Raw genomic sequence first — 23,953 nt, 5'->3', positions numbered from 1 at the left:
AAGTTGTCCTGCGGATGGGCGCCGTTCAATAGCGGGGTTGCGCGCCGGTGAATGCGGGGTCGTATTTGCGCATCTGCGCGAGGTCGTCGCGGTTGCGGATGCCGCAGTTCAGGTAGTTGTCGTGCAGGCGCGCCAAAGCCGTGCGGTCCAGCGTCACACCCAGGCCGGGGGTGGTCGTCACGCGCAGGCTGCCGTCCTCGAAGCGCAGGCGGCCGCCCTCCACCACTTCCTCGTCCTGCCAGGGATAGTGGGTGTCACAGGCGTAAGTCAGCAGCGGCACGCTGGCGCACAGGTGGGTCATCGCCATCAGGCTGATGCCGAGGTGCGAGTTGCTGTGCATCGACAGGCCCAGGCCAAAGGTGCTGCACAGCCGCGACAACTGCTGCGTGACGCGCAGGCCGCCCCAGTAGTGGTGGTCGCTCAGCACGATCTTGACCGGGCAGCCCATCTCGGCGTTGCGGCGGAACTCGGCGAAATCAGTCACCACCATGTTGGTGGCCAGCGGCACCTCGCAGTCGCGCGCCACGGCCGCCATGCCCTCCAGGCCGGGGGCAGGGTCTTCGTAGTACTCGAGCACGCCGCGCAGCTTTTCCACAATCTTCAGGCTGGTCGCCACGCTCCAGTTGGCATTGGGGTCGATGCGCAGGGGCACCCCGGGGAAAGCCTCGGCAAGCGCCAGCAGGCCCGCAGCTTCCTGATCCGGCGCAAGCGCACCGGCCTTGAGCTTGATGCTCTTGAAGCCGTACTCTGCAATCATCCGGCGCGCCTGGGCCACCAGTTGGGGTGGTGTGAGCGCTTCACCCCAAGGGTCGGCCGGATATCCGGAAGAAGCAGGCTTGTCGATGTGCTGCGCATACTTGTAGAACAGGTAGGCCGAAAACGGTACGCGGTCGCGCGCCGCACCGCCCAGCAGGTCCACCACCGGTGCGCCAGCCAGTTGTCCCTGCAGGTCCAGCATGGCGACCTCAAAGGCGCTGACGACCTTGGCCACGGTCTTGGACACATGGGTGCCCGGCGCCAGCGACACCTGCTGGCCGAGAAATTCCGATGCGGTCTGCACCGGCGGCGTGACCTGACCGGCAACGCGCGACTCCATCTCGCTGAGAGCCCAGGGCGACAGGCCAACGAGCGTGGGCGCGACCTTGGCCAGCGCCTCGAGCATCGGCAAGTCACCGTAACTTTCGTTAATGCCGACCAGGCCGGAGTCGGTTTCCAGCTCGATGATGGACCGCAACGCCCAGGGCTCGTGAATACCGGCCGCGTTCAGGAGCGGCGGGTCGCGAAAGGCAATGGGCGTGATGCGAACCGCGGTGATCTTCAATACGGACATGAATTACTTGAGCAGCAGGTTGGGCAACCACAGCGACAGCGCCGGCACGTAGGTCACCATGAACAGCACCAGCAACAGCGCGCCAAAGAAGGGGTACAGCGCCCGCACCACTTTTTCGATGGGAAGTTTGGCTACCGCCGCGCCGACAAACAGCACGCCGCCCACGGGTGGCGTGATCAGGCCCATGCCGAGGTTGACCATCATGATCATGCCGAAATGCACCGGGTCCACGCCGAGCTGGGTAACCACGGGCAACAGGATGGGCGTCATGATCAGGATCAGCGGCGCCATGTCCATCAGCGTGCCCAGAATCAGCAGCAGCACGTTGATCATCAGCAGTACCACATACTTGTTGTTCGAGACGCTGGTAAACATGCCGGTGATCTGCTGCGGAATCTGCATCAACGTCATGATGTAGCCGAAGCTCGCGGCAAACGCGATCAGGATCATGACGATGGACAGGGTCTTGACCGTGCGGTGTACCAGCTTGGGCAGGTCGCGCCACTTGTAGTCGCGGTAAATGCACATGGTCACAAAGAAGGCCCAGATCACGGCAATGGCGGCCGATTCGGTGGCCGTGAAAATGCCCGACAGAATGCCGCCCAGGATGATGACCATGGTCATCAGGCCCCAAAGCGCATCGGCGCAAATCTTCAGCGCCTCGCGCATGGGGATGACGCGGCCCTTGGGAAAGTCGCGTTTCTTCGCGATGAACAGACACATGACAGCCAGGGTCAGACCCAGCAGCAAGCCAGGCAGCACACCCGCGAGAAACAGCGCCGCGATCGACACGCCGCCGCCGGCGGCCAGCGAATAAATCACTGCGTTGTGGCTGGGCGGGATCAGGATGGCCTGCACCGAGCCGCTGACGGTGACCGCCGTAGCGAAGTCGCGCGGGTAGCCCTTTTTCTCCATCTCGGGAATCAACACCGAACCGATGGAGGCCGTGTCTGCCATCGACGAGCCGGAAATGGCGCCGAAGAAAGTTGAGGCCAGGATATTGACCAGCGACAGGCCGCCGCGCACAAAACCGACCAGCACACTGGCAAACGCCACCAACCGGCGGGACATGCCGCCCTCGGCCATGATGGCGCCGGCCAGTACGAAAAAGGGAATCGCCAGAAGCGAAAACTTGTTGACGCCGCTGGAGATCGCGATCATCACCGCGTCCAGCGGGATGTCTATCCACCAGGCGCCAATCAGCGCGGACAAGCCCAGCGCATAAGCCACCGGCAGGCCCAGAACCATGAGCAGGAGAAAAGACCCCAGCAGAACAAATGCATCCATCAGAGGGCCTCGCCTTCAATTTTTTCGTGGTCGTAGGTGACAACTTCGCGGTCACCCTGATGGCCCAGCGCCATGCGTTCAAGTACAAAGATAAGCGTAATCAGGCCACCTAGGGGCAGCGGGAGATAGGTCGCACCCACCGGCATCCAGGGGATTTCGCCGATGTACTGGCCCCAGGTCTGCATGCAGAGCTTGGCGCCGTAATAGGCCATGAAGACGGATACCACCGCCATCAAGATGTCCATCAGCCAGGCAACGACGCTGCGCATTTGTTCGGGCATACGGTCTGTAACCATGGCTACAGAAATATGAGCGTTGGCGCGGTAGCCGGCAGCGGCGCCGAAGAAGGTAAAGATCACCATCAACAAAATTGAAATGGGCTCCGGCCACTGCGAACCGGTGCCCAGCACGTAACGTGTGAAGATGCCCCATGGAATGATCAGCGACATGAGAAAGATGGACAGGCCCGAGATCCAGATGCACGCAAGGTACAGCCAGTCGTTGAAGCGAAGGGTATGGTGTTTCATGGTATTTCCGCAATACGGCAAGACGGCCCGGGCGCGCCGCGTCGGCAGCGCACCTGGGCCCGGGAGCAACGCTTATTTGGTTGCGTCGATACGCTTCATCAGGTCAGCAAACTTCACGCCGTACTTGGCGCGCACGGGCGCCGTGGCATCAAAGAACAGCTTCTGGTCCACCGGCACAAACTCGACACCCGCGGCCTTCAGTTTGGCCGAGTATTCCTCGACGCTCTTGTCCCACAGTACGCGCTGTTCCAGCTGTGCCTCACGGCCCAGCTTCTTGACCAGGGCCTGGTCGGCTGGCGTGAGTTTGTCCCATGTCACCTTGGACATCACCAGCAGTTCTGGAATGATCAGGTGATTGGTTTGGGCGTAGTACTTGGCACCGGCGGTGTAATGGTTGGAAGTGAACATGCTGGGCGGGTTGTTTTCCGCACCGTCGATCACGCCGGTCTGCAGTGCGCTGAACACTTCGCCGTAAGCCATGGAAATGCCGTTGCCGCCCATGGCGTTCATGGTGTCGACAAACAGCGGATTGCCCATCATGCGGACCTTCACGCCCTTGAGGTCGGCGGGGGATTTGACCAGCTTCTTGGTGTACAGGCTGCGTGCGCCGCCGTCCATCCAGCCGAGGGCAACCAGGCGCGCCGGGCTGGCAGTGACCTTGGCCAGCAGTTCGTCGCCGATCGGGCCGTCGATCACTTTGCGCATGTGCGGGATGTCGCGGAAAACGAAAGGCATGTTGAACACGTCAACTTCCGGCACGATGGGGCCGATCACGCCCAGCGAGATGCGGTTGATTTGCAAGGCGCCGAGCTGGGTCTGCTCGACGGTTTCCTTTTCCTGACCCAGCACGGCGCCGGGGAACATCTGCATCTTGATGCGGCCATTGGTCTGGGCTTCAAGCTTCTTGCCCATGTTCTCGACGGCGACAACCGTCGGATAACCCGCCGGGTGCGTGTCAGATGCCTTGAGCACGATGTTCTGCGCCGAGGCAGTAAACGATGTGGCCAATGCGACTGCCGCAACGGCTGCGGCGATAAAGTTTCTGCGGAAGGTCATGGTTGTCTCCTTGAAGGACCGGTTTATAAATAACTAGCGGGAAAACTGCGGCTCGGGCAGCCCGCGCACGCCGGGGCGCAACGCGAACACACCGCCGGCCAGCGGCTGGTCAGATAAGTCGACACCTTCAGGGCGTATCGACGTCACGAACAGGGTGTCAAGCCCGGCGCCGCCAAAGGCGCACATGGCAGGTTTTTTCACCGGCACGGCCAGCGAGCGGTCCAGCTTGCCGGCGGGGGTGAAACGATGGATCAGGCCGGCATCGTTGCCGCAAATCCAGTAGCAGCCGTCGGCATCGACAGCCGCGCCATCCGGACGGCCGGGCAGCGGGTTCATGTCGACAAAGACGCGCCGGTTTGATGGCGTGCCAGTGTCGGTGTCGTAGTCAAAGGCCCAGATGGCCTGTACCGACGGATGCGAGTCCGACAGGTACATGGTACGGCCGTCGGGGCTGAAGGCCATACCGTTCGGCGTGATGAAACCGTCCAGGAGTTTTTTCAGTTCGCTATCTTTTTTATAGCTATAGATACAACCCACACGTGCGCCGGCAGCCATATTCATCAACATGGTACCGGCAAGAAAGCGCCCCTGACGGTCACAACGGCCATCGTTGAAGCGCATGCCGGGCATGGCATGCGTAACGGCGGCAAGCTGCTTGAACCCAAGCTGGCCATCCGCCCGTGGACTCAGGCGGAACACGCCGCTTTCAGCGCCTGCAACCCAGTCCTGCGTGCCGCCTATCGAAGCAACGCAGGCCAGCATTTCAGGAGCGGCCCATTCAGTGAGAACGCCTTCGGCCACGCTCCAGCGGCACAGCCTGCGCGCCGGAATATCAACCCAATAGAGCGCTTGTTCGGCGGCCTGCCAGACAGGGCTTTCCCCCGTGCCATTGCGCGCATCCAGAATCAGCTCAACGTGAGATTCACTCGTGTTCATCCTGGCCACTCAGTCGCCGAAAGGGCCGGCCACGACAAAGCCACCACCCTGGTACTGGGCGACCGGGTCTTTCAGGTCAGGTGCAGCGGTTCGGGCGTAGACGGCCTCGCGAAAGATGTCCGAGCTGTCTTTCGGCACATAACCGATGTGGCGTGCGCGGCTGTTGTCCCACCAGGTGACGGCGTTGTCGGACATGCCAAACACAATGCTGTGGCCCAGCACCGGCGTGGTCAGGCAGGCGGTAATCAAGCGGTGCAGGTCGTCAAAGCTCAGCCAGGTCGCCAGCATGCGGCGGTCTTTGGGCTCGGCAAACGAAGAGCCGATGCGCACGCAAGCGGTTTCAATGCCGTAGCGGTCAAAGTACAGGCGCGAGAGATCTTCACCGAAGGCTTTGCTCAGGCCGTACAAACCGTCGGGCCGCGGCGGATGGTCGGCATTGATGGTCTGGTCCTGGCGGTAAAAACCGGTGACGTGATTGGAGCTGGCAAAGACGATGCGTTTGACGCCGTTCTTGCGCGCGGCCTCATACAAGTTATAGGCGCCCAGGATATTGGCCTGCAGGATGGGGCCAAAGGGCCCTTCTACCGAGACACCGCCCAGATGAACAATCGCATCAACACCCTGAACCATGGTGTGGACGGCAGCGGAATCGGCCAGGTCGGCCAGAATCACCTCCTCGTTGACCGCGGCAGCACCGAAAGACTGCACGTCGGACAGCCGGAGTACCGAGCAATTGGCTTTCAGGCGCTCGCGCAAGGCCTTGCCCAAGCCACCAGCCGCGCCGGTCAACAAGAGCTTTTCGTGAACTTTGATGGTCATTTTTTACATCTGTGCCCGGTGCGATTGCAAACACTGGACTTTTTTATGAAGTTTGTTAAAGTCAACCCAAGAACATCGCAGTCATAGGTTGTCTGATGACTTGGAATTCTCCAGTTCGCCCCCTAGCTTGTCAATGGTTTTTTAATGGACTCAAGGAAAACCCCTAGTCGCTCCGAGGCAGGCCTTACGGTTGGCTTTCACGAAGAGCCGTTACGCATGCGCCGCCCCCGCGGACTGGTGGGTGAGATCGTCGAAAATCTGGCCACCAGCATCCGTTCAGGTCACCTGCAGCCGGGCGAAAAACTGCCCACAGAAGCCGAAATCATGGCTCGTTTTGACGTGAGCCGGACCGTGGTGCGTGAGTCGCTGTCCAAGCTCCAGGCCTCGGGGCTGGTCGAAACCCGGCACGGCATCGGCACCTTTGTCCTGCAACCGCAGGACGCCGGCAACTTCAAGATCACCGCCGAGGACTTTGCCACCGTGGCCGATGTGATCTCGGTGCTGGAGCTGCGTATCAGCCTGGAAACCGAAGCCGCCGGCCTTGCCGCCCAGAGGAGAACGCCAGAAAACCTCAAGGCCCTGGAAAATGCATTGCGCGCCTTTCACGACTCCATCAGCCTGGACTCCGACGCCGTGCCACCGGACTTCCAGTTCCATATGGAAGTAGCCCGCGCCACGGGCAACCGGCACTTCGCCGACCTGATGACCTACCTGGGCACCATGATCATTCCGCGCACTCGCGTCAACACGGCGCACAGTGCACCCGAAGGCCGCTTCAACTACCTGCAGCGGGTCAACAGCGAGCACGAGAGCATCTACAACGCCATCCGCAATCAGGATGCGGAGGCCGCACGCGCCGCCATGCGGACGCATCTGTCCAATAGCCGTGAACGGCTTCGCCGGGGCAATAACGCGCATACCATGCAGCCACCCGAAGAGCCTTCCGAACCTCAGGCACCTCGCACCCTGGGTACAAATCTGGTTGCATAAATAATCGGTGAGTTGTACGATAACTGATAAATTGTTTTATCAACCATCCTACAAGCAAGTCCGGTATGCCCGCTTCAAACGCTCCCGCAACAGCCCCTCACGCCCTTTCCCAAACTCCCCGAATCACTCGCGTGCAGGTGATTCCCGTGGCCGGCCAAGACAGCATGCTGTTAAACCTCAGCGGTGCCCACGGCCCATTTTTTACCCGGAACCTGCTGATCCTGACCGATAGTTCAGGCCGCACCGGCGTAGGTGAAGTACCGGGCGGCGAGAAGATCCGCAACACCCTGGAAGACGCCCGTGAACTGATCGAAGGGCAATCGGTAGGCGCGTGGAACCAGATTCTCAACACCCTGCGCACACGTTTTGCGGACCGCGACAGCGGCGGCCGCGGCAACCAGACCTTTGACCTTCGCGTGGCGATTCATGCCGTCACTGCCGTGGAAAGCGCCCTGCTCGACCTGCTGGGTCAATTCCTGGGTGTACCTGTGGCCGCCCTGTTGGGCGAAGGCCAGCAGCGGGATTCAGTGGCCATGCTGGGCTACCTTTTTTATGTGGCCGATCGCAAGCAGACGGACCTGGCCTATTCCAGTGCGCCGGATGCAGAGGACGACTGGCTGCGCCTGCGCCACGAGGCCGCCATGGATGCCGACGCCATCGTGGCATTGGCCGAAGCGGCCTACAAGCGTTACGGCTTCAAGGATTTCAAGCTCAAAGGCGGCGTGCTGCGGGGCGAGGAAGAGATGGAGGCCATCATTGCCCTGTCAGAGCGGTTTCCCGATGCACGCATCACGCTGGACCCGAACGGCGGCTGGCTGCTCAAGGATGCCATCCGCATCTGCCAGGGCCGCGGCGATGTGTTGGCCTACGCAGAAGACCCCTGCGGCGCCGAAGGCGTGTTCTCCGGCCGCGAAGTGATGGCGGAGTTTCGCCGGGCCACCGGCCTGCCGACCGCCACCAACATGATCGCCACCGACTGGCGCGAGCTGTCGCACACCATTCACCTGCAGTCGGTTGACATCCCGCTGGCCGACCCGCATTTCTGGACCATGCAAGGCTCCGTTCGCGTCGCGCAGGTCTGCCAGACCTGGGGGCTCACATGGGGCTCGCACTCCAACAACCACTTCGACATTTCCCTGGCCATGTTCACCCATGTGGCTGCGGCCGCGCCGGGCAAGGTCACCGCCATTGACACGCACTGGATATGGCAGGATGGCCAGCGCCTGACCAAGGCCCCCTTGCAAATTGTGGGCGGCCAGGTTGCGGTGCCGCAAACACCGGGCCTCGGCGTGGAACTGGACATGGCCGAAGTGGAAAAAGCGCACCAGCTTTATCTCAAGCACGGCCTCGGTGCGCGCGACGATGCCGTAGCCATGCAGTACCTGATCCCCGACTGGAAATTCAACAACAAGATGCCCTGCATGGTTCGATAAATCCAGCAGGTCGCCGGAATTTAGAGGGTTCCGGAAATCTGTCATGCCCATTGCACGGGACATTTGTTGCACGCCAGGCGCCGGGGGCGGTATACCGCGGCGCCCTTTCCCCACCAACGATACCCACTGAGCCACAAAAACAATCAGGAGACAAGACATGAAACGCAGAACCCTTTGCAGCATTGCGGGTGCGACACTGCTGGCACTGGCCGGCACGCTGGGCGCAGGCGCCGCCGCAGCCCAGACCAAACTCAAATGGGCTCACGTCTACGAGACCTCGGAGACCTTTCACAAGCAAGCCGTCTGGGCCGCCGACGAAATCAGGAAGAAGACCAACGGCCGCTATGTGGTGGAGGTCTTTCCGGCCTCATCCCTGGGCAAGGAAACCGACATCAACCAGGGCCTGACACTGGGTACCGTCGACATCATCTACACCGGCGCGGCCTTTGCCGGGCGTGCACACCCGCCGTTGTCGATCGCCGCCGCGCCTTTTGTGTTTCGCGATTACGCGCACTTCCAGGCATTCCGTAACGGCCCGATCTTTCAGGAGCTGGCTCAGGGTTATGCCAGCAAAACCGGTGGCCAGCATATTGCAGGCTACACCTACTACGGCCTGCGCCACATGACTTCCAACAAGGTCATCAACAAACCCGACGACATGAAGGGCCTCAAGCTGCGCGTGCCCGACGCACCACTTTTTGTGATGTTCCCAAGGGCCGTGGGCGCGAACCCGACGCCCATCGCCTTTGCCGAGGTCTACCTGGCGCTGCAAAACGGCACGGTCGATGCACAGGAAAACCCGCTTCCCACGATCGAGGCCAAAAGGTTTTACGAAGTCCAGAAATACATCACCCTGACCGGCCACATCACCGAATCGCTGATCACGGCCGTGTCGGGCTCGGTCTGGACCAAACTCAATGAGGCCGACAGGAAAATCTTTGACCAGGTGCTCTGGGAAGCATCAAGCCGCGCCAGCCAGGACATCGTCGATGCCGAAAACCGCCTGGTCGCCGAGTTTGAGAAGAAAGGCAAAACCGTCAACAAGGTAGACCGTGCGCCTTTTGCCGCAGCGGTCTTGCCCTCGCTGACCGCAGCCGATGCCCCCTGGCCCAAGAGCCTGTACGAGCGCATTCAGGCCATCAAGTAAGTTCCAGCCAACACCACCAGACAACACACAGGAGACATCATGAAACGCCGTTCCCTTCTTCACTCTGCCATTGCCGGCGCCATCCTGCCGGCGCTTGCGCTCCCCGTGTGGGCGCAAGACAAGTGGCCCAGCAAGCCCATCACCTTCATCGTGCCTTTTCCTGCGGGCGGGACCACCGACATCCTGGGCCGGCTGATTGGCCAAAAACTCGGGCCGGTACTCGGCACCACCATCGTGATTGACAACAAGGGCGGTGCTGGCGGTAGCGTCGGCTCGGAAGTCGCGTCCCGCGCACCGGCAGATGGCTACACGATGCTGGGCGGCACCGTCAGCTCGCACGCTATCAATGTGAGCCTTTACCCGAAACTGGGCTACGACCCGATCAAGTCTTTCTCTCCGGTGGCGCTCATCGGCACCAACCCGGTTGTGCTGGTGGTGGGAGCCAACAGCCCTTACAAAACGCTGCAGGACGTGCTGGCCGCCGCGAAGGCCAAACCCAAAACCATTTCGTCCGCATCGGCCGGCAGCGGCACGTCGCAGCATCTCTCGCTGGAACTGCTGGGCTTCAAGTCGGGCACCCAGTTCATCCATGTGCCCTACAAAGGCAGCGGCCCCGCCATCCAGGACGTGATCGGCGGACAGGTGGACATGATGTTCGACACCACGGTCGTAGCAGGTCCGCATATCCAGAGCGGCAAGGTGCGTGCGCTGGCGGTCACCTCCGCCAAGCGCCTGGAGTCCATGCCGAATGTGCCAACGGTGGCCGAATCCGTTCCCGGATTTGAGGTTGCCTCGTGGCAAGCCATTTTTGTGCCCACCGGCACCCCCAAGCCCATCATTGACAGGCTGCACGATGAAATCATGAAAATCACCGCGCAGCCCGAGATGCAGGAACGCCTCAAAGGGCTGGGCATGCAACCGTCCAGCATGACGATCGAGCAGGTCTCCGCCTTCCAGAAGGCCGAGGTCGAGAAATGGGCGCAAGTCATCAAGGCGGCCAACGTCAAGCTTGACTGAACATGCCGTTCGTACCCAGCCCTGCGCGGCTGCGCCTCGCCGTCATTGGTGCAGGGCTGGGCTCTGCACCTCACTTCCGAAGTCTTGAAGACCTGGCCAGTGAAGCAGACGTCGCATGGGTTTATGGGCGGAACGCCGAACGGCTGGCCGCTGTAGAAGTGCCTCAAGGGGCGCGCCGAACCACACGCCTGGAAGATATTCTGGAAGATGCCAGCGTGAAAGCCGTGCTGGTTCTTACGCCGCCCAATACCCATCTGGACCTCGTGCAGCAGGCAGCGCGCGCGGGCAAGCATGTGCTGGTCGAAAAGCCGCTCGAAATTGATTTGAACCGGGCCAATGCATTGGTTGAGGCTTGCGAAACTGCGGGGGTCATGCTGGCGGTGATGCTGCAGCACCGCATGCGCGACGCGGCCCTTGCCGTGGCGGCACTGCTGCGTGACGACGTTATGGGCCCGCTGGTCAGCGCCGCCGCGTCGATCCGGTGGTGGCGGCCGCAAAGTTATTACGATGAACCCGGCCGCGGCACCCTGGCGCGGGACGGCGGCGGCGTGCTGATCACGCAGGCCATTCATACGCTCGACCTGCTGCTCAGCTTCACCGGCATGCCGGAGCGCGTCACAGGAGTTGCCAGCACCAGCGCAGTGCATAGCATGGAGGCCGAAGACATGGCTGCCGCATTGCTGCACTACGGCAGTGGTGCGGTCGCTGTGGTTCAGGCCACTACGGCGGCCTACCCCGGTTTTCCCGAGCGCGTTGAACTCAACTTCACCCAGGGCACCGTGACGCTGGAAGGCGGTGAAATGCAGGCGGTTTTTTCCAGCGGAAAGACGCTGACCGCCGGTGCACGCCAGGCCTCCGGCGGTGGCGCCAACCCCATGGCCTTCGACCATGCCGCTCATCGCGCCGTGCTGCAGGATTTCATTCGCTCTGTCCAGAATGGATGCGCACCCGCCGTGACGGGGCGCTCCGCACTTGGGGTGCAACAGGTGATTGAAGCGATCATGGAGTCCTCCAGAACAGGCAGCGCTGTAGCACTTCATCCGGCAACACGGATCCCCGTGATGTAGGTAAAAATAATGTGCTTTGACACCACCCGGTGATCCTGCCAGCGCATTGCGGTGTTCGCCACATCAGGGTTTTCCAAGGCACAAACATGCCCCAGTCCAACTGCAGCGGGCGTGGACAGCTATAAAACTCGTAGCAGTCAGCAATTTGCGTTATATTTGGCCCCAAGCTTTCGAAGCTTTCTGCTTAACAACCCCCTGTGACCAAACTGTGACCCGAGGAGATAACCTGATGAGTGCCAAAGAAAATGCAGCGGTAGGCCAATTGCTTGAACTGCTGGAAGCACGCTACGCACTGCGCGTGCTGTGGGCCCTGAAAGACGGCCATCCCCAGACATTCCGCCTCCTGCAAGACAGCATCGGCAGCATCACACCCAACACCCTCAATACCCGCATCAAGGAATTGCGCGCAGCCGGCCTGCTTGGCCATGGCAGCGATGGCTACACGGTCACCACGCTGGGCGCCGACCTGCTCAAGCGCCTGAACGACCTGCAGGCATTTGCCGGCAAGTGGGCCGTCAGCCAGACCAAGAAAAAGTAAATTACCTGGCCAGCCTGGCCCGAAAAAAAGCGACCTTCAAGGTCGCTTTTTTGTTGCGCTGTTTTACCGATCAACAGGCATTCATCAGGTATTCATCCATGCACTTCCCGGCGCCCTAATCCACTGCAGCGCCGGAACGCTTCACCGCGTCACCCCACAAGGTCATGCTGCCAGCAATATGCCTGGCCAGTTCCTCGGGGGTGCCCGGCGCCACCTCGGCACCACGCGACTGTAGCTGTGCGCGCAACTCCGGATCCGCCAGGGCTTTGTGGATCGCTTCGTTGAGACGATTGATGATGGGCCTGGGCGTTCCGGCCGGAACAAAAATCGCGTCCCACGCGCTCACATCAAATCCGGGCAAGCCCGACTCCGCGATGGTGGGTAGATCCGGCCAGCCCGCCACGCGTGTGGCTGTCGTCACCGCCAATGGTTTGACACGTCCGCTTTTCACCTGGGGTGCGGCATTCGGCATGACCTCGATCATCATGTCGACCTGCCCGCCCATCAGGTCCGTCATGGCCTGTGCGCCGCCGCGGTAAGGTATGTGCACCACCGCCAGGCCCGCGCGCGATTTGTAGATTTCTCCGGCCAGGTGGGACGTGGTGCCATTGCCGGCGGAGCCAAAGGTGTATTTTCCCGGATTGGCCTTGAGCAGCTTGGTGAGTTCCGCCATGGAGTTGACCTGCAGCGTGGGCCGCACCACCACCATGGCGGCGATGCGGGTGAGCTGGGTCACGGGCTCGAAGTCGCGAGACGGGTTGAAGCCGGGTGACCTGTAGATCGCATGGTTGATGGCATGTGTGCCGTTGGTGCCGTATAGCAAGGTGTAGCCATCGGCCGGCGCCTTGGCCGCTGTTGCACTGCCCACGTTTCCGCCGGCGCCGCCCAGGTTTTCGACCACGATGGGCTGACCGAGCTCTTTGGCCGCGCGCAGCATGACCAGTCGGGCCAACGTGTCGCCACCACCGCCTGCCGGAAAAGGAACGATGAGCTTGACGGGCTTGCCGGGATACGCTGCAGCCGGCTGGGCATATGCCACTGTCAAGCCGTTGAAGACAAGTGAGGCCGCACAAGCCGCAGTCAGCTGGACTGCCGTGCGGGCAAACTTACGCAAGCGATTGAAGCGGGGCAGGTTCTTCATGGGTGTCTCCTGAGGCTCGCCGCCGTCACCGGCGCATTGAATGGTTCATGCAGGCAAAAAATACTTAGTACCCTTATTTTATTGCACGCAATAATTGGTATATCACCCTCATAAACCCTAATAAATCAAGATACTGCATGCAATAATTCAACCACTTTCGTCGTTCGTCCATTTACCCCCAGGGCCTATGTCTTCCCAGATTGAATACACCACGCAGACGTTGAGACAAAGAATCCTCAGCGGCCAGGCGGCCCCGGGCGAACGAATGGTGGAGCTTGAGCTGTCCGCCCAATTGGCGGTTTCGCGCACACCGATCCGTATTGCGCTCGGCGAGCTGGAAAAGGAAGGCCTGCTGGAACGCCTGCCGACACGCGGCTTTCGCGTCAGGCAATTCAGCGTTGACGAAATTGCCAATGCAGTCGACGTGCGGGGCGTACTGGAAGGCATGGCGGCCCGGCAGGCGGCCGAGCGCGGCATTACGCCCGAAACCCGGGAGGCCCTGCAGGCCTGCGTCGAAGAAGGCAGGCTGCTACTGGAGCAAGCACAGGCCGCCTGTCACGTGATTGACGCGGCCCGCTGGGTACCGATGAACGCCCGTTTTCATGGCGCCCTGGCGCACGCCGCAGGCAACAGCACATTGACCTCCGCACTGGCCCATGTCAGCAAAACCCCGATGGCCGGCGCCGGTGCGCTCAGCCTGAACGGCGCCCTGCCTCTGCTCGAATACGGGTTCATCCAGCGCGCACAAACCGACCACGAAGATGTGCTGGCCGCACTGCTGGCCGGTGAAGGGGCGCGCGCCGAAGCCCTGATGCGCGAGCATGCCCACCGCAGCCGTGACAACAAGCGCGAACTCATGACGCGCATGCAGAAACCGGCAGCGCCTTGAGGCCTTTTTTACCGCCTCACCAGAGTTTTCGACGATTTGGCCTCCAGCTCAATGTGGGCGTGCGCAAGCAGCTATCAATAACATAGCATAAGGCCTGCATTCGGGCGCCATTCGATGGACAGCCAGAACCAGCCCCGCTAGCCGGGAACATGGGTGGCCAGCCACTACAATTCAGGCCACGAACCAGTTCCTACGGCTGGGGCACACCGGTCCACATAGGGACGGCAGGGCCCCCAACCGCGCTGGGCCCCAGGCCGCGCACCCGCAGCCAAACTATCTGGACCAAAAACGAAGCCCCTGTCTTGAAAAGGGCTTTGCCATCCCCAGCTGGAAACATTACCAGCTTCAACCCTGTCTTCGAGCATGTCTGACAATACACAACCCGAACAAAATCAACCACTTAGCGGTGAGCCCAGCCCTGAAGAACTGGAAGCGGCACAGGCCGCCAACGAGTTTGACGCGCTGACGGTCGCACAAGCCGAAGTCGCCACGCTGCAGGCCAAAAACACCGAGCTGGCCGACAGCTACCTGCGCGCCAAGGCCGAGACCGAAAACGCCCGCCGCCGCGCGGATGAAGAAGTGGCCAAGGCGCGCAAATACGCCCTGGAAAGCTTCGCCGAAAGCCTGCTGCCGGTAGCAGACAGCCTGGAAGCCGGGCTCGCCATCAAGGACGTCACGCCGGAGCAGATCCGCGAAGGCGCCGAAGCCACACTCAAGCAGCTGAAAAGTGCACTCGAGCGCAACAAGGTGGTCGCCATCGACCCGGCTCCTCGCACCAAATTCGACCCGACCCAGCACCAGGCCATCAGCATGGTCCCGGCGGACCAGGAAGCCAACACCGTGGTCAACGTGCTGCAAAAAGGCTACCTGATCGCCGAGCGCGTGCTGCGCCCCGCTTTGGTCACGGTGGCAGCCCCCAAGTAAAACCCCCTTTAAAAACCTTGAAAACTTTGTTGAAGCCCTTGAAGCCGCACAACTTACCCACAAGTTATCAACATAGTTAATCCACACAGCGGCTGCGGCCTCAAACGCCCCGGCCACCCCACCTTCAATCTTTAACGAATCAAAAAAGCAGGAGTAAATCATCATGGGAAGAATCATCGGCATTGACCTCGGCACCACCAACAGCTGCGTGTCCGTCATGGAGGGCAACACCCCCCGCGTGATCGAGAACTCGGAAGGCGTGCGCACCACCCCTTCCATCGTCGCCTACCAGGAAGACGGCGAAGTGCTGGTTGGCGCATCTGCCAAGCGCCAGGCCGTGACCAACCCCAAGAACACCCTGTACGCCGTCAAGCGTTTGATCGGCCGCAAGTTCAGCGAGAAAGAAGTCCAGAAGGACATCGCGCTGATGCCTTATTCCATCGTGGCCGCCGACAATGGCGACGCCTGGGTGGAAGTGCGCGGCAAGAAGCTGTCGGCCCAGCAAGTCAGCGCCGACATCCTGCGCAAAATGAAGAAAACCGCCGAAGACTACCTCGGCGAGCCGGTCACCGAGGCCGTGATCACGGTGCCTGCGTACTTCAATGACGCACAGCGCCAGGCCACCAAAGACGCTGGCCGCATTGCCGGCCTTGAAGTCAAGCGCATCATCAACGAACCCACCGCAGCGGCTCTCGCCTTTGGCCTGGACAAGCAGGAAAAGGGCGACCGCAAGATCGCCGTGTATGACCTGGGCGGCGGCACCTTCGACATCTCCATCATCGAAATCGCCGACGTCGACGGTGAAAAGCAGTTTGAAGTGCTGTCTACCAACGGCGACACCTTCCTGGGCGGCGAAGACTTCGACCAGCGCGTGATCGACTACATCGTGGCCGAGTTCAAGAAAGACAGCGGCATCGACCTGTCGAAGGACGTCGTGGCCCTGCAGCGCCTGAAAGACTCGGCTGAAAAGGCCAAGATCGAGCTGTCCAACAGCCCAGCCACCGAAGTCAACATTCCCTACATCGCGCACGACCCCGCTACCGGCCCCAAGCACTTGCTGGTCAAGCTGACCCGCGCCAAGCTTGAAAGCCTGGTCGACGAACTGATCGAGCGCACGATTGCGCCTTGCCGCATCGCCATGAAGGATGCCGGCGTCAGCGCGGCCGACATCCATGACGTGATTTTGGTCGGCGGCCAAACCCGCATGCCCAAGGTGCAGGAAAAGGTCAAGGAGCTCTTCGGCAAGGAACCCCGCAAGGACGTGAACCCCGATGAAGCCGTTGCCGTGGGCGCAGCGATTCAAGGCCAGGTCCTCTCCGGCGACCGCACCGACGTGCTGCTGCTGGACGTCACCCCGCTGTCCCTCGGTATCGAAACCATGGGCGGCGTGATGACCAAGATGATCAAGAAGAACACGACCATCCCGACCAAGTTCGCACAGACCTTCTCGACCGCTGAAGACAACCAGCCGGCCGTGACGATCAAGGTGTTCCAGGGCGAGCGCGAAATCGCTTCGGGCAACAAGGGCCTGGGCGAGTTCAATCTCGAGGGGATTCCGCCCGCAGCACGCGGCACGCCGCAGATCGAAGTGTCCTTCGACATCGACGCCAACGGCATCCTGCACGTCGGCGCCAAAGACAAGGGCACCGGCAAGGAAAACAAGATCACCATCAAGGCCAACTCAGGTTTGTCTGAAGCTGAAATCCAGCAGATGGTGAAAGACGCCGAGCTGAACGCCGAAGAAGACAAGAAAAAAGTCGAGTTCGTCACCGCCAAGAACAACGCTGAAGCCATGGTGCACAGCGTGAAGAAATCGCTGGGTGAATACGGCGACAAGCTCGAAGCCGGCGAGAAGGAAAAGATTGAAGCCGCCATCAAGGACATGGAAGAAGCGCTCACTGGCGACGACAAGGCCGCCATCGACGCCAAGAACACGGCCCTGATGGAAGCCAGCCAGAAGCTCGGCGAAAAAATGTACGCCGACATGCAGGCATCGCAGGCGGCAGCCGGTGGTGACGCAGGCGCAGCGGGCGCCGCCCAGGCTGAAGCCAAACCGGTCGACGACAATGTCGTGGACGCTGAAGTCAAGGAAGTCAAAAAGGGCTAAGCGCTTTTTTACAAAGCACCCCTGCATTGGCGCGATAACTGCATGCAAAAGCAGACGGCAAAGGCAGCCAGCAAAGGCGGAAAACCGGGAGCAATCCAGGATTTCCGCTTTTGCGTTTCCCGCTGACCCTCACAACAACGATTCCTGACTGACCTGCCATGGCCACCAAAAAAGACTATTACGACACGCTGGGCGTTGCCAAAAACGCCAGCGATGAAGACATCAAGAAGGCATATCGCAAACTCGCGATGAAGCACCACCCCGACCGCAACCAGGGGGATGCGTCCAAGGTTGCCGAAGAAAAATTCAAGGAGGCCAAAGAAGCCTACGAGATGCTTTCCGACGAGAACAAGCGCGCGGCCTATGACCAGTACGGCCACGCCGGTGTAGACCCCAACATGCGCGGTGGCCCGGGTGCGGAAGGCTTTGGCGGCTTTGCCGAAGCCTTTGGCGATATCTTCGGCGACGTGTTCGGCGGCCAGCGCGGCGGGGCACAACGTGGCGGTGGCCGGCAGGTTTACCGTGGCGGCGACTTGAGCTACGCCATGGAAGTCACGCTCGAAGAAGCCGCTAACGGCAAGGACGCACAGATTCGCATTCCGAGCTGGGACGACTGCAATACCTGCCACGGCAGCGGCGCCAAGCCCGGCACCAAGGTGGTGACCTGCACCACTTGCCATGGCCACGGCGTGGTGCAGATGCGCCAGGGTTTCTTCAGCGTGCAGCAGACCTGTCCGCAGTGCAAAGGCACCGGCAAGCTGATTCCCGAACCTTGCGTGACCTGCCACGGTGTGGGTAAGACCAAGAACAACAAGACACTCGAAGTCAAAATCCCCGCGGGCATCGACGACGGCATGCGCATCCGTTCCACTGGGAATGGCGAGCCGGGTACCAACGGCGGCCCGCCCGGCGACCTCTACATCGAGATCCGCCTGAAGAAGCACGACATCTTCGAGCGCGACGGTGACGACCTGCACTGCGCCGTGCCCATCAGCTTCACCACTGCCGCACTGGGCGGCGAAATTGAAGTGCCGACACTCGCCGGCAAAGCGGCCATCGACATTCCCGAAGGCACCCAGGCGAGCAAACAGTTCCGTCTGCGCGGCAAGGGCATCAAGGGCGTGCGCTCCAGCTACCCGGGTGACCTGTATTGCCACATCACGGTCGAGACACCGGTCAAACTGACCGAGCACCAGCGCAAGCTGCTCAAGGAGCTGGACGAGTCGCTGAAAAAAGGCGGAGCCAAGCATTCACCCAGCGAAGAAGGCTGGGCCGACAAGCTCAAGAGCTTCTTCAGCGCCTGATCCCCGCGCCCCAGAAAATGCCGGACCTGCTCCGGCATTTTTTATGGCCGGGCGCTACACACTGTCACACGCCTGTCGTGATCAGACACATACGATCAGCCCTTTAACTCCGGAAACACCCATGACCGTATCGACCCGCCAGGCCGTGAAGCAAGGTAGCCTGCTCGCCCTTATTTGCAGCAGCGTACTACTCACCGCTTGCTCCTCCTCAGGCACAACATCACAAGCAGGCCTGCCCACCCTTGACGGCAAGGCGCCACTGGTCATCGCCCACCGCGGCGCTTCCGGTTATGTGCCGGAAGAAACGATGGAAGCCTATGTGCGGGCGATCGAACTCGGCGCCGACGTGATCGAGATGGACCTGGTCGTGACCAAGGACGGCGTGCTGATCACCCGCCACGACCCCAACCTGGCCATCAGCACCGACGTGGCCAAACATCCGGAGTTCGCTTCACGCAAGAAGACCATCCAGGTCGACGGCGAAACGCAGACCGGCTGGTTCAGCAACGACTTCACACTGGCCGAGATTCGCACCCTGGGGGCGATCTCGACCGACGCCGAGCGCCCGCAGCAGTTCAATGGCCAGTACAAAATCCCCACCCTCCAGGAAGTGGTGGACATGGCCAAAGCCCAGTCCGCGAAAACCGGCCGCACGATTGCGATCTACCCGGAAACCAAGAACCCGACCTACTTCCGGGAACTCGGCCTGCCGATGGAAGACAAGCTGATTGCCATCATCAACGCCGCCGGATGGAACAGCAAGACCGCGCCCATCTATGTGCAGTCGTTTGAACCCGGCAGCCTGAAGTACATGAAGAGCAAGGGCCTCAATACGAAACTGATCCAGCTCGTCGACGGCGACGGCATTGACCCGAAAACCGGCCGCGTGACCTTTGCCGTGCCGAGCGACCGCCCTTACGACTGGACCAAGGCCGGCGACAAGCGTTTCTTCAGCGCCATGGTCACACCAGCGGGCCTGGCCGAGATCAAGACCTACGCCGATGGCATCGGCCCCTGGAAGCGCTACATCATCAGCACCAAGGGCACCTTCGGCGCCGACGGCAAGCAGGTCGACATCAACCGCGACGGCAAGCTCAACGACGCGGACTCCACCTCGCAGCCAGCCACCAGCTTCGTCGCCGATGCGCACAAAGCAGGCCTGTTCGTTCATCCCTTCACCTTCCGTAACGAGTCGCGCCGCCTGGCCAGCGACTACCAGGGCGATGCCAAGGCCGAGTACCTGGCCTTTTACCGCACAGGCGTTGACGGCGTGTTCACCGACTTCACCGACACTGCCATCGCCGCCCGGACGCAGTATCTGAAAGAAGCCGGCCGCTGAGCAAGCCGTGGCGGGTATCACTCGCCAGACCTCAATGCTATGAAATTAATAGCTGCTTGCGCTCATGTTTAATGGGCCAGGCAGCTTTTTCATTTACAGAGAAGGCCATGAAGGCTCTGCTCCCACGATGCGCGGCATATTCCAGCCTTAGGGTCGGCGACACAGCCCGGGTGCATGGCCCAGCTTTTCTCAAAATGAAACATCGGGCCCATGAAGATACGGCTTCAGGGGAGACTCAGCGACGGTGACTGGCTTATAGTGACCTACGCACGGAACCTCATCCCCACTCACTTCAAGCGCAAGCCAACACACCATGAAAACCAAAGCCGCCGTTGCCTGGAAATCAGGCCAGCCCCTGACCATTGAAACCGTGGACCTGCAAGGCCCGAAGTTCGGAGAGGTGCTCGTCGAGATCAAGGCCACCGGCATCTGCCATACCGATTACTACACGCTCTCGGGCGCCGACCCGGAAGGCATCTTCCCAGCCATCCTCGGCCACGAAGGCGCGGGCATTGTGGTTGACGTCGGCCCCGGCGTGACAACGCTCAAAAAAGGCGACCACGTCATCCCGCTCTACACGCCCGAGTGCCGGCAATGCAAGTTCTGTCTTTCGCGCAAAACCAACCTGTGCCAGCTGATTCGCGGCACGCAGGGCAAGGGCCTGATGCCCGACGCCACAAGCCGCTTCAGCCTGGACGGCAAACCCATCTTTCACTACATGGGCACCAGCACCTTCAGCAACTACACCGTCGCCCCTGAAATTTCGCTGGCCAAAATCCGCGAAGACGCTCCCTTTGACAAGGTCTGCTACATCGGCTGCGGCGTCACCACCGGCATAGGCGCAGTGCTCTTTACTGCCAAGGTGGAAGCCGGCGCCAACGTCGTCGTGTTCGGCCTGGGCGGCATTGGCCTCAATGTGATCCAGGGTGCGAAGATGGTGGGTGCCGACAAGATCATCGGTGTGGACATTAACCCCGCGCGGCAGGAGATGGCGCGCAAGTTCGGCATGACGCATTTCATCAACCCCAAGGACACCGAAAACGTCGTCGACGCCATCGTGCAACTCACCGACGGCGGCGCCGACTACAGCTTTGAATGCATAGGCAACACCAAGGTGATGCGCCAGGCGCTGGAATGCACACACAAGGGCTGGGGCCGCAGCATCATCATCGGCGTGGCCGAAGCCGGCGCCGAGATCAGCACCCGCCCCTTCCAGCTGGTAACCGGCCGCAAATGGGAAGGCTCGGCCTTCGGCGGCGCGCGCGGCCGCACTGATGTACCCAAAATCGTCGACTGGTACATGGAAGGCAAGATCAATATCGACGACCTGATCACGCACACCATGCCGCTGGAGGACATCAACAAAGGTTTTGATTTGATGAAGTCCGGTGAGTCCATCCGCGGTGTGGTCCTGTACTAAGCGACATGACAACACCCCTCGAACTCCTCAGCGAACACGGCTGCTTCGGCGGCGTACAACGCTTCTACCAGCACGACTCGCGCGAGGTCGGCCTGCCGATGAAGTTTTCGGTCTTCCTGCCGCCGCAAGCCATGGCTGGGGAGAAGGTGCCGGCGTTGATCTACCTGGCGGGCCTGACCTGTAACGAAGAAACTTTCATGATCAAAGCCGGTGCGCAGCGCGTAGCCGCCGAGCTGGGCCTGGCGCTGATCGCGCCTGACACCAGCCCGCGCGGCGCAAAGATTCCGGGCGAGACCGACAGCTGGGATTTCGGCCGCGGCGCGGGCTTCTATCTTGATGCGACACAGGCGCCGTGGTCACAGCACTACCGCATGGAAAGCTACATCACGGCAGAGCTGCTGCCACTGCTGACGAGCGCCTTGCCGCTGGACGCCAGTCGCATCGGCATCTTCGGCCACTCGATGGGCGGCCATGGCGCGTTGACGCTGGCACTCCGGCATCCGGATCTCTTTCAATCAGTCTCGGCGTTTGCACCTATCTGCACGCCCAGCCAGTGTCCCTGGGGCCGCAAGGCGTTTACCGGCTACCTCGGTAGCGATGAGTTGCAGTGGGTCGAACATGACGCCACCGCCATCATGAATCTCATGCCCGCAGCGCCCTACCCTGGCGGCATACGCATAGACCAGGGGCTGGACGACAAATTCCTTGCCGAGCAGTTGTACCCCGAGCTGTTTGAAGCCGCCTGCGTCAAAGCGGGCCAGCCACTGGCGCTGCATCGCCATGCGGGCTATGACCACGGCTACTATTTCATCGCGACCTTTATGGCCGAACACCTGCGGCACCATGCGCGGCAGCTGGGTTTGACCACCGCCACTTGAGGCGCGCATAAGTCCGCCCTAAGGTGGGGCAAATACAATGCAGCGCTATGCCGCTGCAACCGCCATCCGGGTCCAGACCCCTTTCCTCTCCTGACCAACACCGTCGAGGCATGCGGCCGCTGTGGCTGGTGGTCATTGCAAGCCTCTGGATCGCGACCGTGTGCAATGTGGCCTTGTGGCGCGAGCTGGCCCGCCTGCCGGGCCTTACCGGGGGCCAGGCGGTGGTAATAAGCATCGCCTTGGCGCTGGTGATTGCGCTGGCGACCATCGCGCTGCTCAGCGTGCTGGCCTGGCGCTGGACACTCAAGCCCGCCATCACTGTCTTTCTGCTGTCGGCCGCTTTCGGTGCCTATTTCATGGTGACTTATGGCGTGGTCATCGACAAGACCATGATGATCAACACGCTGCAGACTGATGTGCGCGAAACACGTGACCTGCTGAACTGGCGACTGCTGGCCACGGTGATGGTGCTGGCGGTCCTGCCGATGATCTTTTTGTGGCGGCAGAAGGTCAGACGTGCAGGCGCAGTGCGACAGATGCTCACCAACGCAGCCACGCTGACCGGAGCGTGCGTGCTGCTGGTGTTAGTGGTGTTCCTGTTTTTCCAGAGCATTGCCTCCGTCATGCGCAACTACACGCATGTGCGTTATCTCATCAACCCACTCAATTCCTATTACGCGCTAGGCGCCATCGCGGCCAAGCCCTTTCAGCGCGACGAATCCACTCTGTTGCCGTTGGGTGAAGACGCAAAACTCGGTGCCAATTACACAGCCCAAACCAAGCCACCGCTGCTGTTGCTGGTGCTGGGTGAAACAGCGCGCAGCGCCAACTTTTCACTCAACGGCTACAGCCGGCCCACCAACCCGCTGCTCGCAAATGAAAACGTCGTGAGCCTGCGCAACGCGTGGTCGTGCGGCACCAGCACAGCCGCATCGGTGCCCTGCATGTTCTCCAACTTCGGGCGTGAAGCCTATGACTCACGCCCGGCCAATTACGAGGGCATGCTGGACGTGCTGCAGCGCGCGGGCCTGGCCGTGCTATGGATAGACAACCAGTCTGGCTGCAAGGGCGTGTGCGACCGTGTGCCCAACGTGAACACCATACAGCTCAAAGTACCGGGCCTGTGCGACAGCGGCGAATGTTTTGACGAAGTGATGCTGCACGGCATTGACGAACGCATTGCCGCGCTGCCGGCCGAGCGCCGCGCCAAGGGCGTGGTGGTCGTGATGCACCAGATGGGTGGCCACGGCCCGGCGTATTACAAGCGCTCGCCCCAAGCCGTCAAAAAATTCCTGCCCGAGTGCACCGACAACGCGCTGCAAAGCTGCAGCCGCGAAGGCCTGCTCAATGCCTATGACAACAGCATCGTCTACACCGACAAATTGCTGGCGTCTTCCATCCAGTGGCTCAAGGCACAAGAGGCGCGCAGCGCGCCTGCCCTGCTCTACCTCGCCGACCACGGAGAGTCGCTGGGTGAGAACAACCTCTACCTGCACGGCATGCCCTACGGCATTGCGCCTGAAGTGCAAAAGCGCGTGCCGTGGATCACCTGGCTCTCACCCGCATTCGAGCAGCGCAACAAGCTGACGACGGCATGCCTGAAGGAGCAACTGGACGCCATGGTGAGCCACGACAATTACTTCCACTCGGTGCTCGGCCTGATGAATGTGCAGACCAGCGTCTACAAGCCTGCGCTCGACATCTACGCCCACTGCGCCAAGCCCTGAGTCCGCGCTCAGCGTCCGCGAAGCATCCGGATGCGCCGTAGGGCCTTTGTCGCCCTGCATGCACCAATGTGACGGCA

21 protein-coding genes are annotated in these 23,953 nt (G+C 61.1%); 14 read left to right on the top strand and 7 right to left on the bottom strand.

Annotation, left to right across the window (positions count from 1 at the left end):
- Positions 1-25: 25 nt before the first annotated feature.
- The 6 genes from AC1DVV_RS04095 to AC1DVV_RS04070 form a co-directional block, all read right to left on the bottom strand.
- Positions 26-1,330: a glucarate dehydratase family protein gene (locus AC1DVV_RS04095; protein ID WP_457278857.1), complete on the bottom strand. Its 1,305-nt coding sequence runs from the start codon at positions 1,328-1,330 to the stop codon at positions 26-28.
- A gap of 3 nt (positions 1,331-1,333) precedes the next feature.
- Positions 1,334-2,617, bottom strand: a complete 1,284-nt coding sequence (locus AC1DVV_RS04090; protein ID WP_457278858.1) for a TRAP transporter large permease — start codon at positions 2,615-2,617, stop codon at positions 1,334-1,336.
- Positions 2,617-3,144, bottom strand: coding sequence for a TRAP transporter small permease (locus AC1DVV_RS04085; RefSeq protein WP_457278859.1), 528 nt, complete (start codon positions 3,142-3,144; stop codon positions 2,617-2,619). Before AC1DVV_RS04085 ends, AC1DVV_RS04090 begins: the two co-directional genes overlap by 1 nt.
- Before the next feature lie 72 nt (positions 3,145-3,216).
- Entirely contained in the window at positions 3,217-4,200 is a 984-nt protein-coding gene (locus AC1DVV_RS04080; RefSeq protein ID WP_457278860.1) for a TRAP transporter substrate-binding protein, read from the bottom strand.
- 33 nt (positions 4,201-4,233) lie between these two features.
- Positions 4,234-5,136, bottom strand: coding sequence for an SMP-30/gluconolactonase/LRE family protein (locus tag AC1DVV_RS04075; RefSeq protein ID WP_457278861.1), 903 nt, complete (start codon positions 5,134-5,136; stop codon positions 4,234-4,236).
- Between the two features lie 9 nt (positions 5,137-5,145).
- The gene (locus AC1DVV_RS04070) at positions 5,146-5,955 is read right to left on the bottom strand and encodes an NAD-dependent epimerase/dehydratase family protein (protein ID WP_477667105.1); all 810 of its coding nucleotides are present in this window, start codon (positions 5,953-5,955) and stop codon (positions 5,146-5,148) included.
- A 216-nt stretch (positions 5,956-6,171) separates the two neighbouring features.
- Here AC1DVV_RS04070 and AC1DVV_RS04065 point away from each other — a divergent pair, with 216 nt between their 5' ends.
- The 6 genes from AC1DVV_RS04065 (at position 6,172) to AC1DVV_RS04040 (ending at position 12,147) form a co-directional block, all read left to right on the top strand.
- Positions 6,172-6,945: a FadR/GntR family transcriptional regulator gene (locus AC1DVV_RS04065; RefSeq protein ID WP_457278863.1), complete on the top strand. Its 774-nt coding sequence runs from the start codon at positions 6,172-6,174 to the stop codon at positions 6,943-6,945.
- Positions 6,946-7,010: 65 nt separating this feature from the next.
- Positions 7,011-8,378, top strand: coding sequence for a glucarate dehydratase (gene gudD, locus AC1DVV_RS04060; RefSeq protein ID WP_477667104.1), 1,368 nt, complete (start codon positions 7,011-7,013; stop codon positions 8,376-8,378).
- 157 nt (positions 8,379-8,535) lie between these two features.
- A complete protein-coding gene (locus tag AC1DVV_RS04055) occupies positions 8,536-9,525 on the top strand; it encodes a sialic acid TRAP transporter substrate-binding protein SiaP (RefSeq protein WP_457278865.1) in 990 nt (329 codons plus the stop codon).
- A 39-nt stretch (positions 9,526-9,564) separates the two neighbouring features.
- The gene (locus tag AC1DVV_RS04050) at positions 9,565-10,542 is read left to right on the top strand and encodes a Bug family tripartite tricarboxylate transporter substrate binding protein (RefSeq protein ID WP_457278866.1); all 978 of its coding nucleotides are present in this window, start codon (positions 9,565-9,567) and stop codon (positions 10,540-10,542) included.
- Positions 10,543-10,544: 2 nt separating this feature from the next.
- Positions 10,545-11,609 (top strand): Gfo/Idh/MocA family protein, encoded by a 1,065-nt coding sequence (locus tag AC1DVV_RS04045; protein ID WP_457278867.1) that lies wholly within the window; start codon positions 10,545-10,547, stop codon positions 11,607-11,609.
- A gap of 229 nt (positions 11,610-11,838) precedes the next feature.
- The gene (locus AC1DVV_RS04040) at positions 11,839-12,147 is read left to right on the top strand and encodes a winged helix-turn-helix transcriptional regulator (protein WP_457278868.1); all 309 of its coding nucleotides are present in this window, start codon (positions 11,839-11,841) and stop codon (positions 12,145-12,147) included.
- 115 nt (positions 12,148-12,262) lie between these two features.
- Here the strand turns inward: AC1DVV_RS04040 and AC1DVV_RS04035 are convergent, their stop codons facing one another.
- Positions 12,263-13,288 carry a Bug family tripartite tricarboxylate transporter substrate binding protein gene (locus AC1DVV_RS04035; protein WP_457278869.1) on the bottom strand — a complete coding sequence of 342 codons (1,026 nt, stop codon included), beginning with the start codon at positions 13,286-13,288 and terminating at the stop codon, positions 12,263-12,265.
- Positions 13,289-13,475: 187 nt separating this feature from the next.
- On the opposite strand from AC1DVV_RS04035, the gene AC1DVV_RS04030 reads away from it, so the two are divergent.
- The 8 genes from AC1DVV_RS04030 to AC1DVV_RS03995 all read left to right on the top strand — a co-directional run bounded on the left by AC1DVV_RS04030 (position 13,476) and on the right by AC1DVV_RS03995 (position 23,876).
- A complete protein-coding gene (locus AC1DVV_RS04030; RefSeq protein ID WP_457278870.1) occupies positions 13,476-14,177 on the top strand; it encodes a GntR family transcriptional regulator in 702 nt (233 codons plus the stop codon).
- 363 nt (positions 14,178-14,540) lie between these two features.
- Positions 14,541-15,101: a nucleotide exchange factor GrpE gene (gene grpE / locus AC1DVV_RS04025; protein WP_457278871.1), complete on the top strand. Its 561-nt coding sequence runs from the start codon at positions 14,541-14,543 to the stop codon at positions 15,099-15,101.
- A gap of 163 nt (positions 15,102-15,264) precedes the next feature.
- Positions 15,265-17,208 carry a molecular chaperone DnaK gene (dnaK, locus tag AC1DVV_RS04020; protein WP_457278872.1) on the top strand — a complete coding sequence of 648 codons (1,944 nt, stop codon included), beginning with the start codon at positions 15,265-15,267 and terminating at the stop codon, positions 17,206-17,208.
- 158 nt (positions 17,209-17,366) lie between these two features.
- Positions 17,367-18,512: a molecular chaperone DnaJ gene (gene dnaJ, locus AC1DVV_RS04015; protein WP_457278873.1), complete on the top strand. Its 1,146-nt coding sequence runs from the start codon at positions 17,367-17,369 to the stop codon at positions 18,510-18,512.
- Between the two features lie 121 nt (positions 18,513-18,633).
- Entirely contained in the window at positions 18,634-19,851 is a 1,218-nt protein-coding gene (locus tag AC1DVV_RS04010) for a glycerophosphodiester phosphodiesterase (protein ID WP_457278874.1), read from the top strand.
- Between the two features lie 313 nt (positions 19,852-20,164).
- Complete coding sequence (locus tag AC1DVV_RS04005) at positions 20,165-21,271, top strand: S-(hydroxymethyl)glutathione dehydrogenase/class III alcohol dehydrogenase (protein WP_007868626.1); 1,107 nt, start codon at positions 20,165-20,167, stop codon at positions 21,269-21,271.
- Between the two features lie 5 nt (positions 21,272-21,276).
- Positions 21,277-22,149 carry an S-formylglutathione hydrolase gene (gene fghA, locus AC1DVV_RS04000; protein WP_457278875.1) on the top strand — a complete coding sequence of 291 codons (873 nt, stop codon included), beginning with the start codon at positions 21,277-21,279 and terminating at the stop codon, positions 22,147-22,149.
- A 47-nt stretch (positions 22,150-22,196) separates the two neighbouring features.
- Complete coding sequence (locus AC1DVV_RS03995; RefSeq protein ID WP_457278876.1) at positions 22,197-23,876, top strand: phosphoethanolamine transferase; 1,680 nt, start codon at positions 22,197-22,199, stop codon at positions 23,874-23,876.
- Positions 23,877-23,953 lie beyond the last annotated feature (77 nt).

Source organism: Polaromonas sp. P3_B4 (assembly GCF_056402835.1).
The sequence above is the reverse complement of the archived record's forward strand: the minus strand, read 5'-3'. Positions and strand labels throughout refer to the sequence as shown.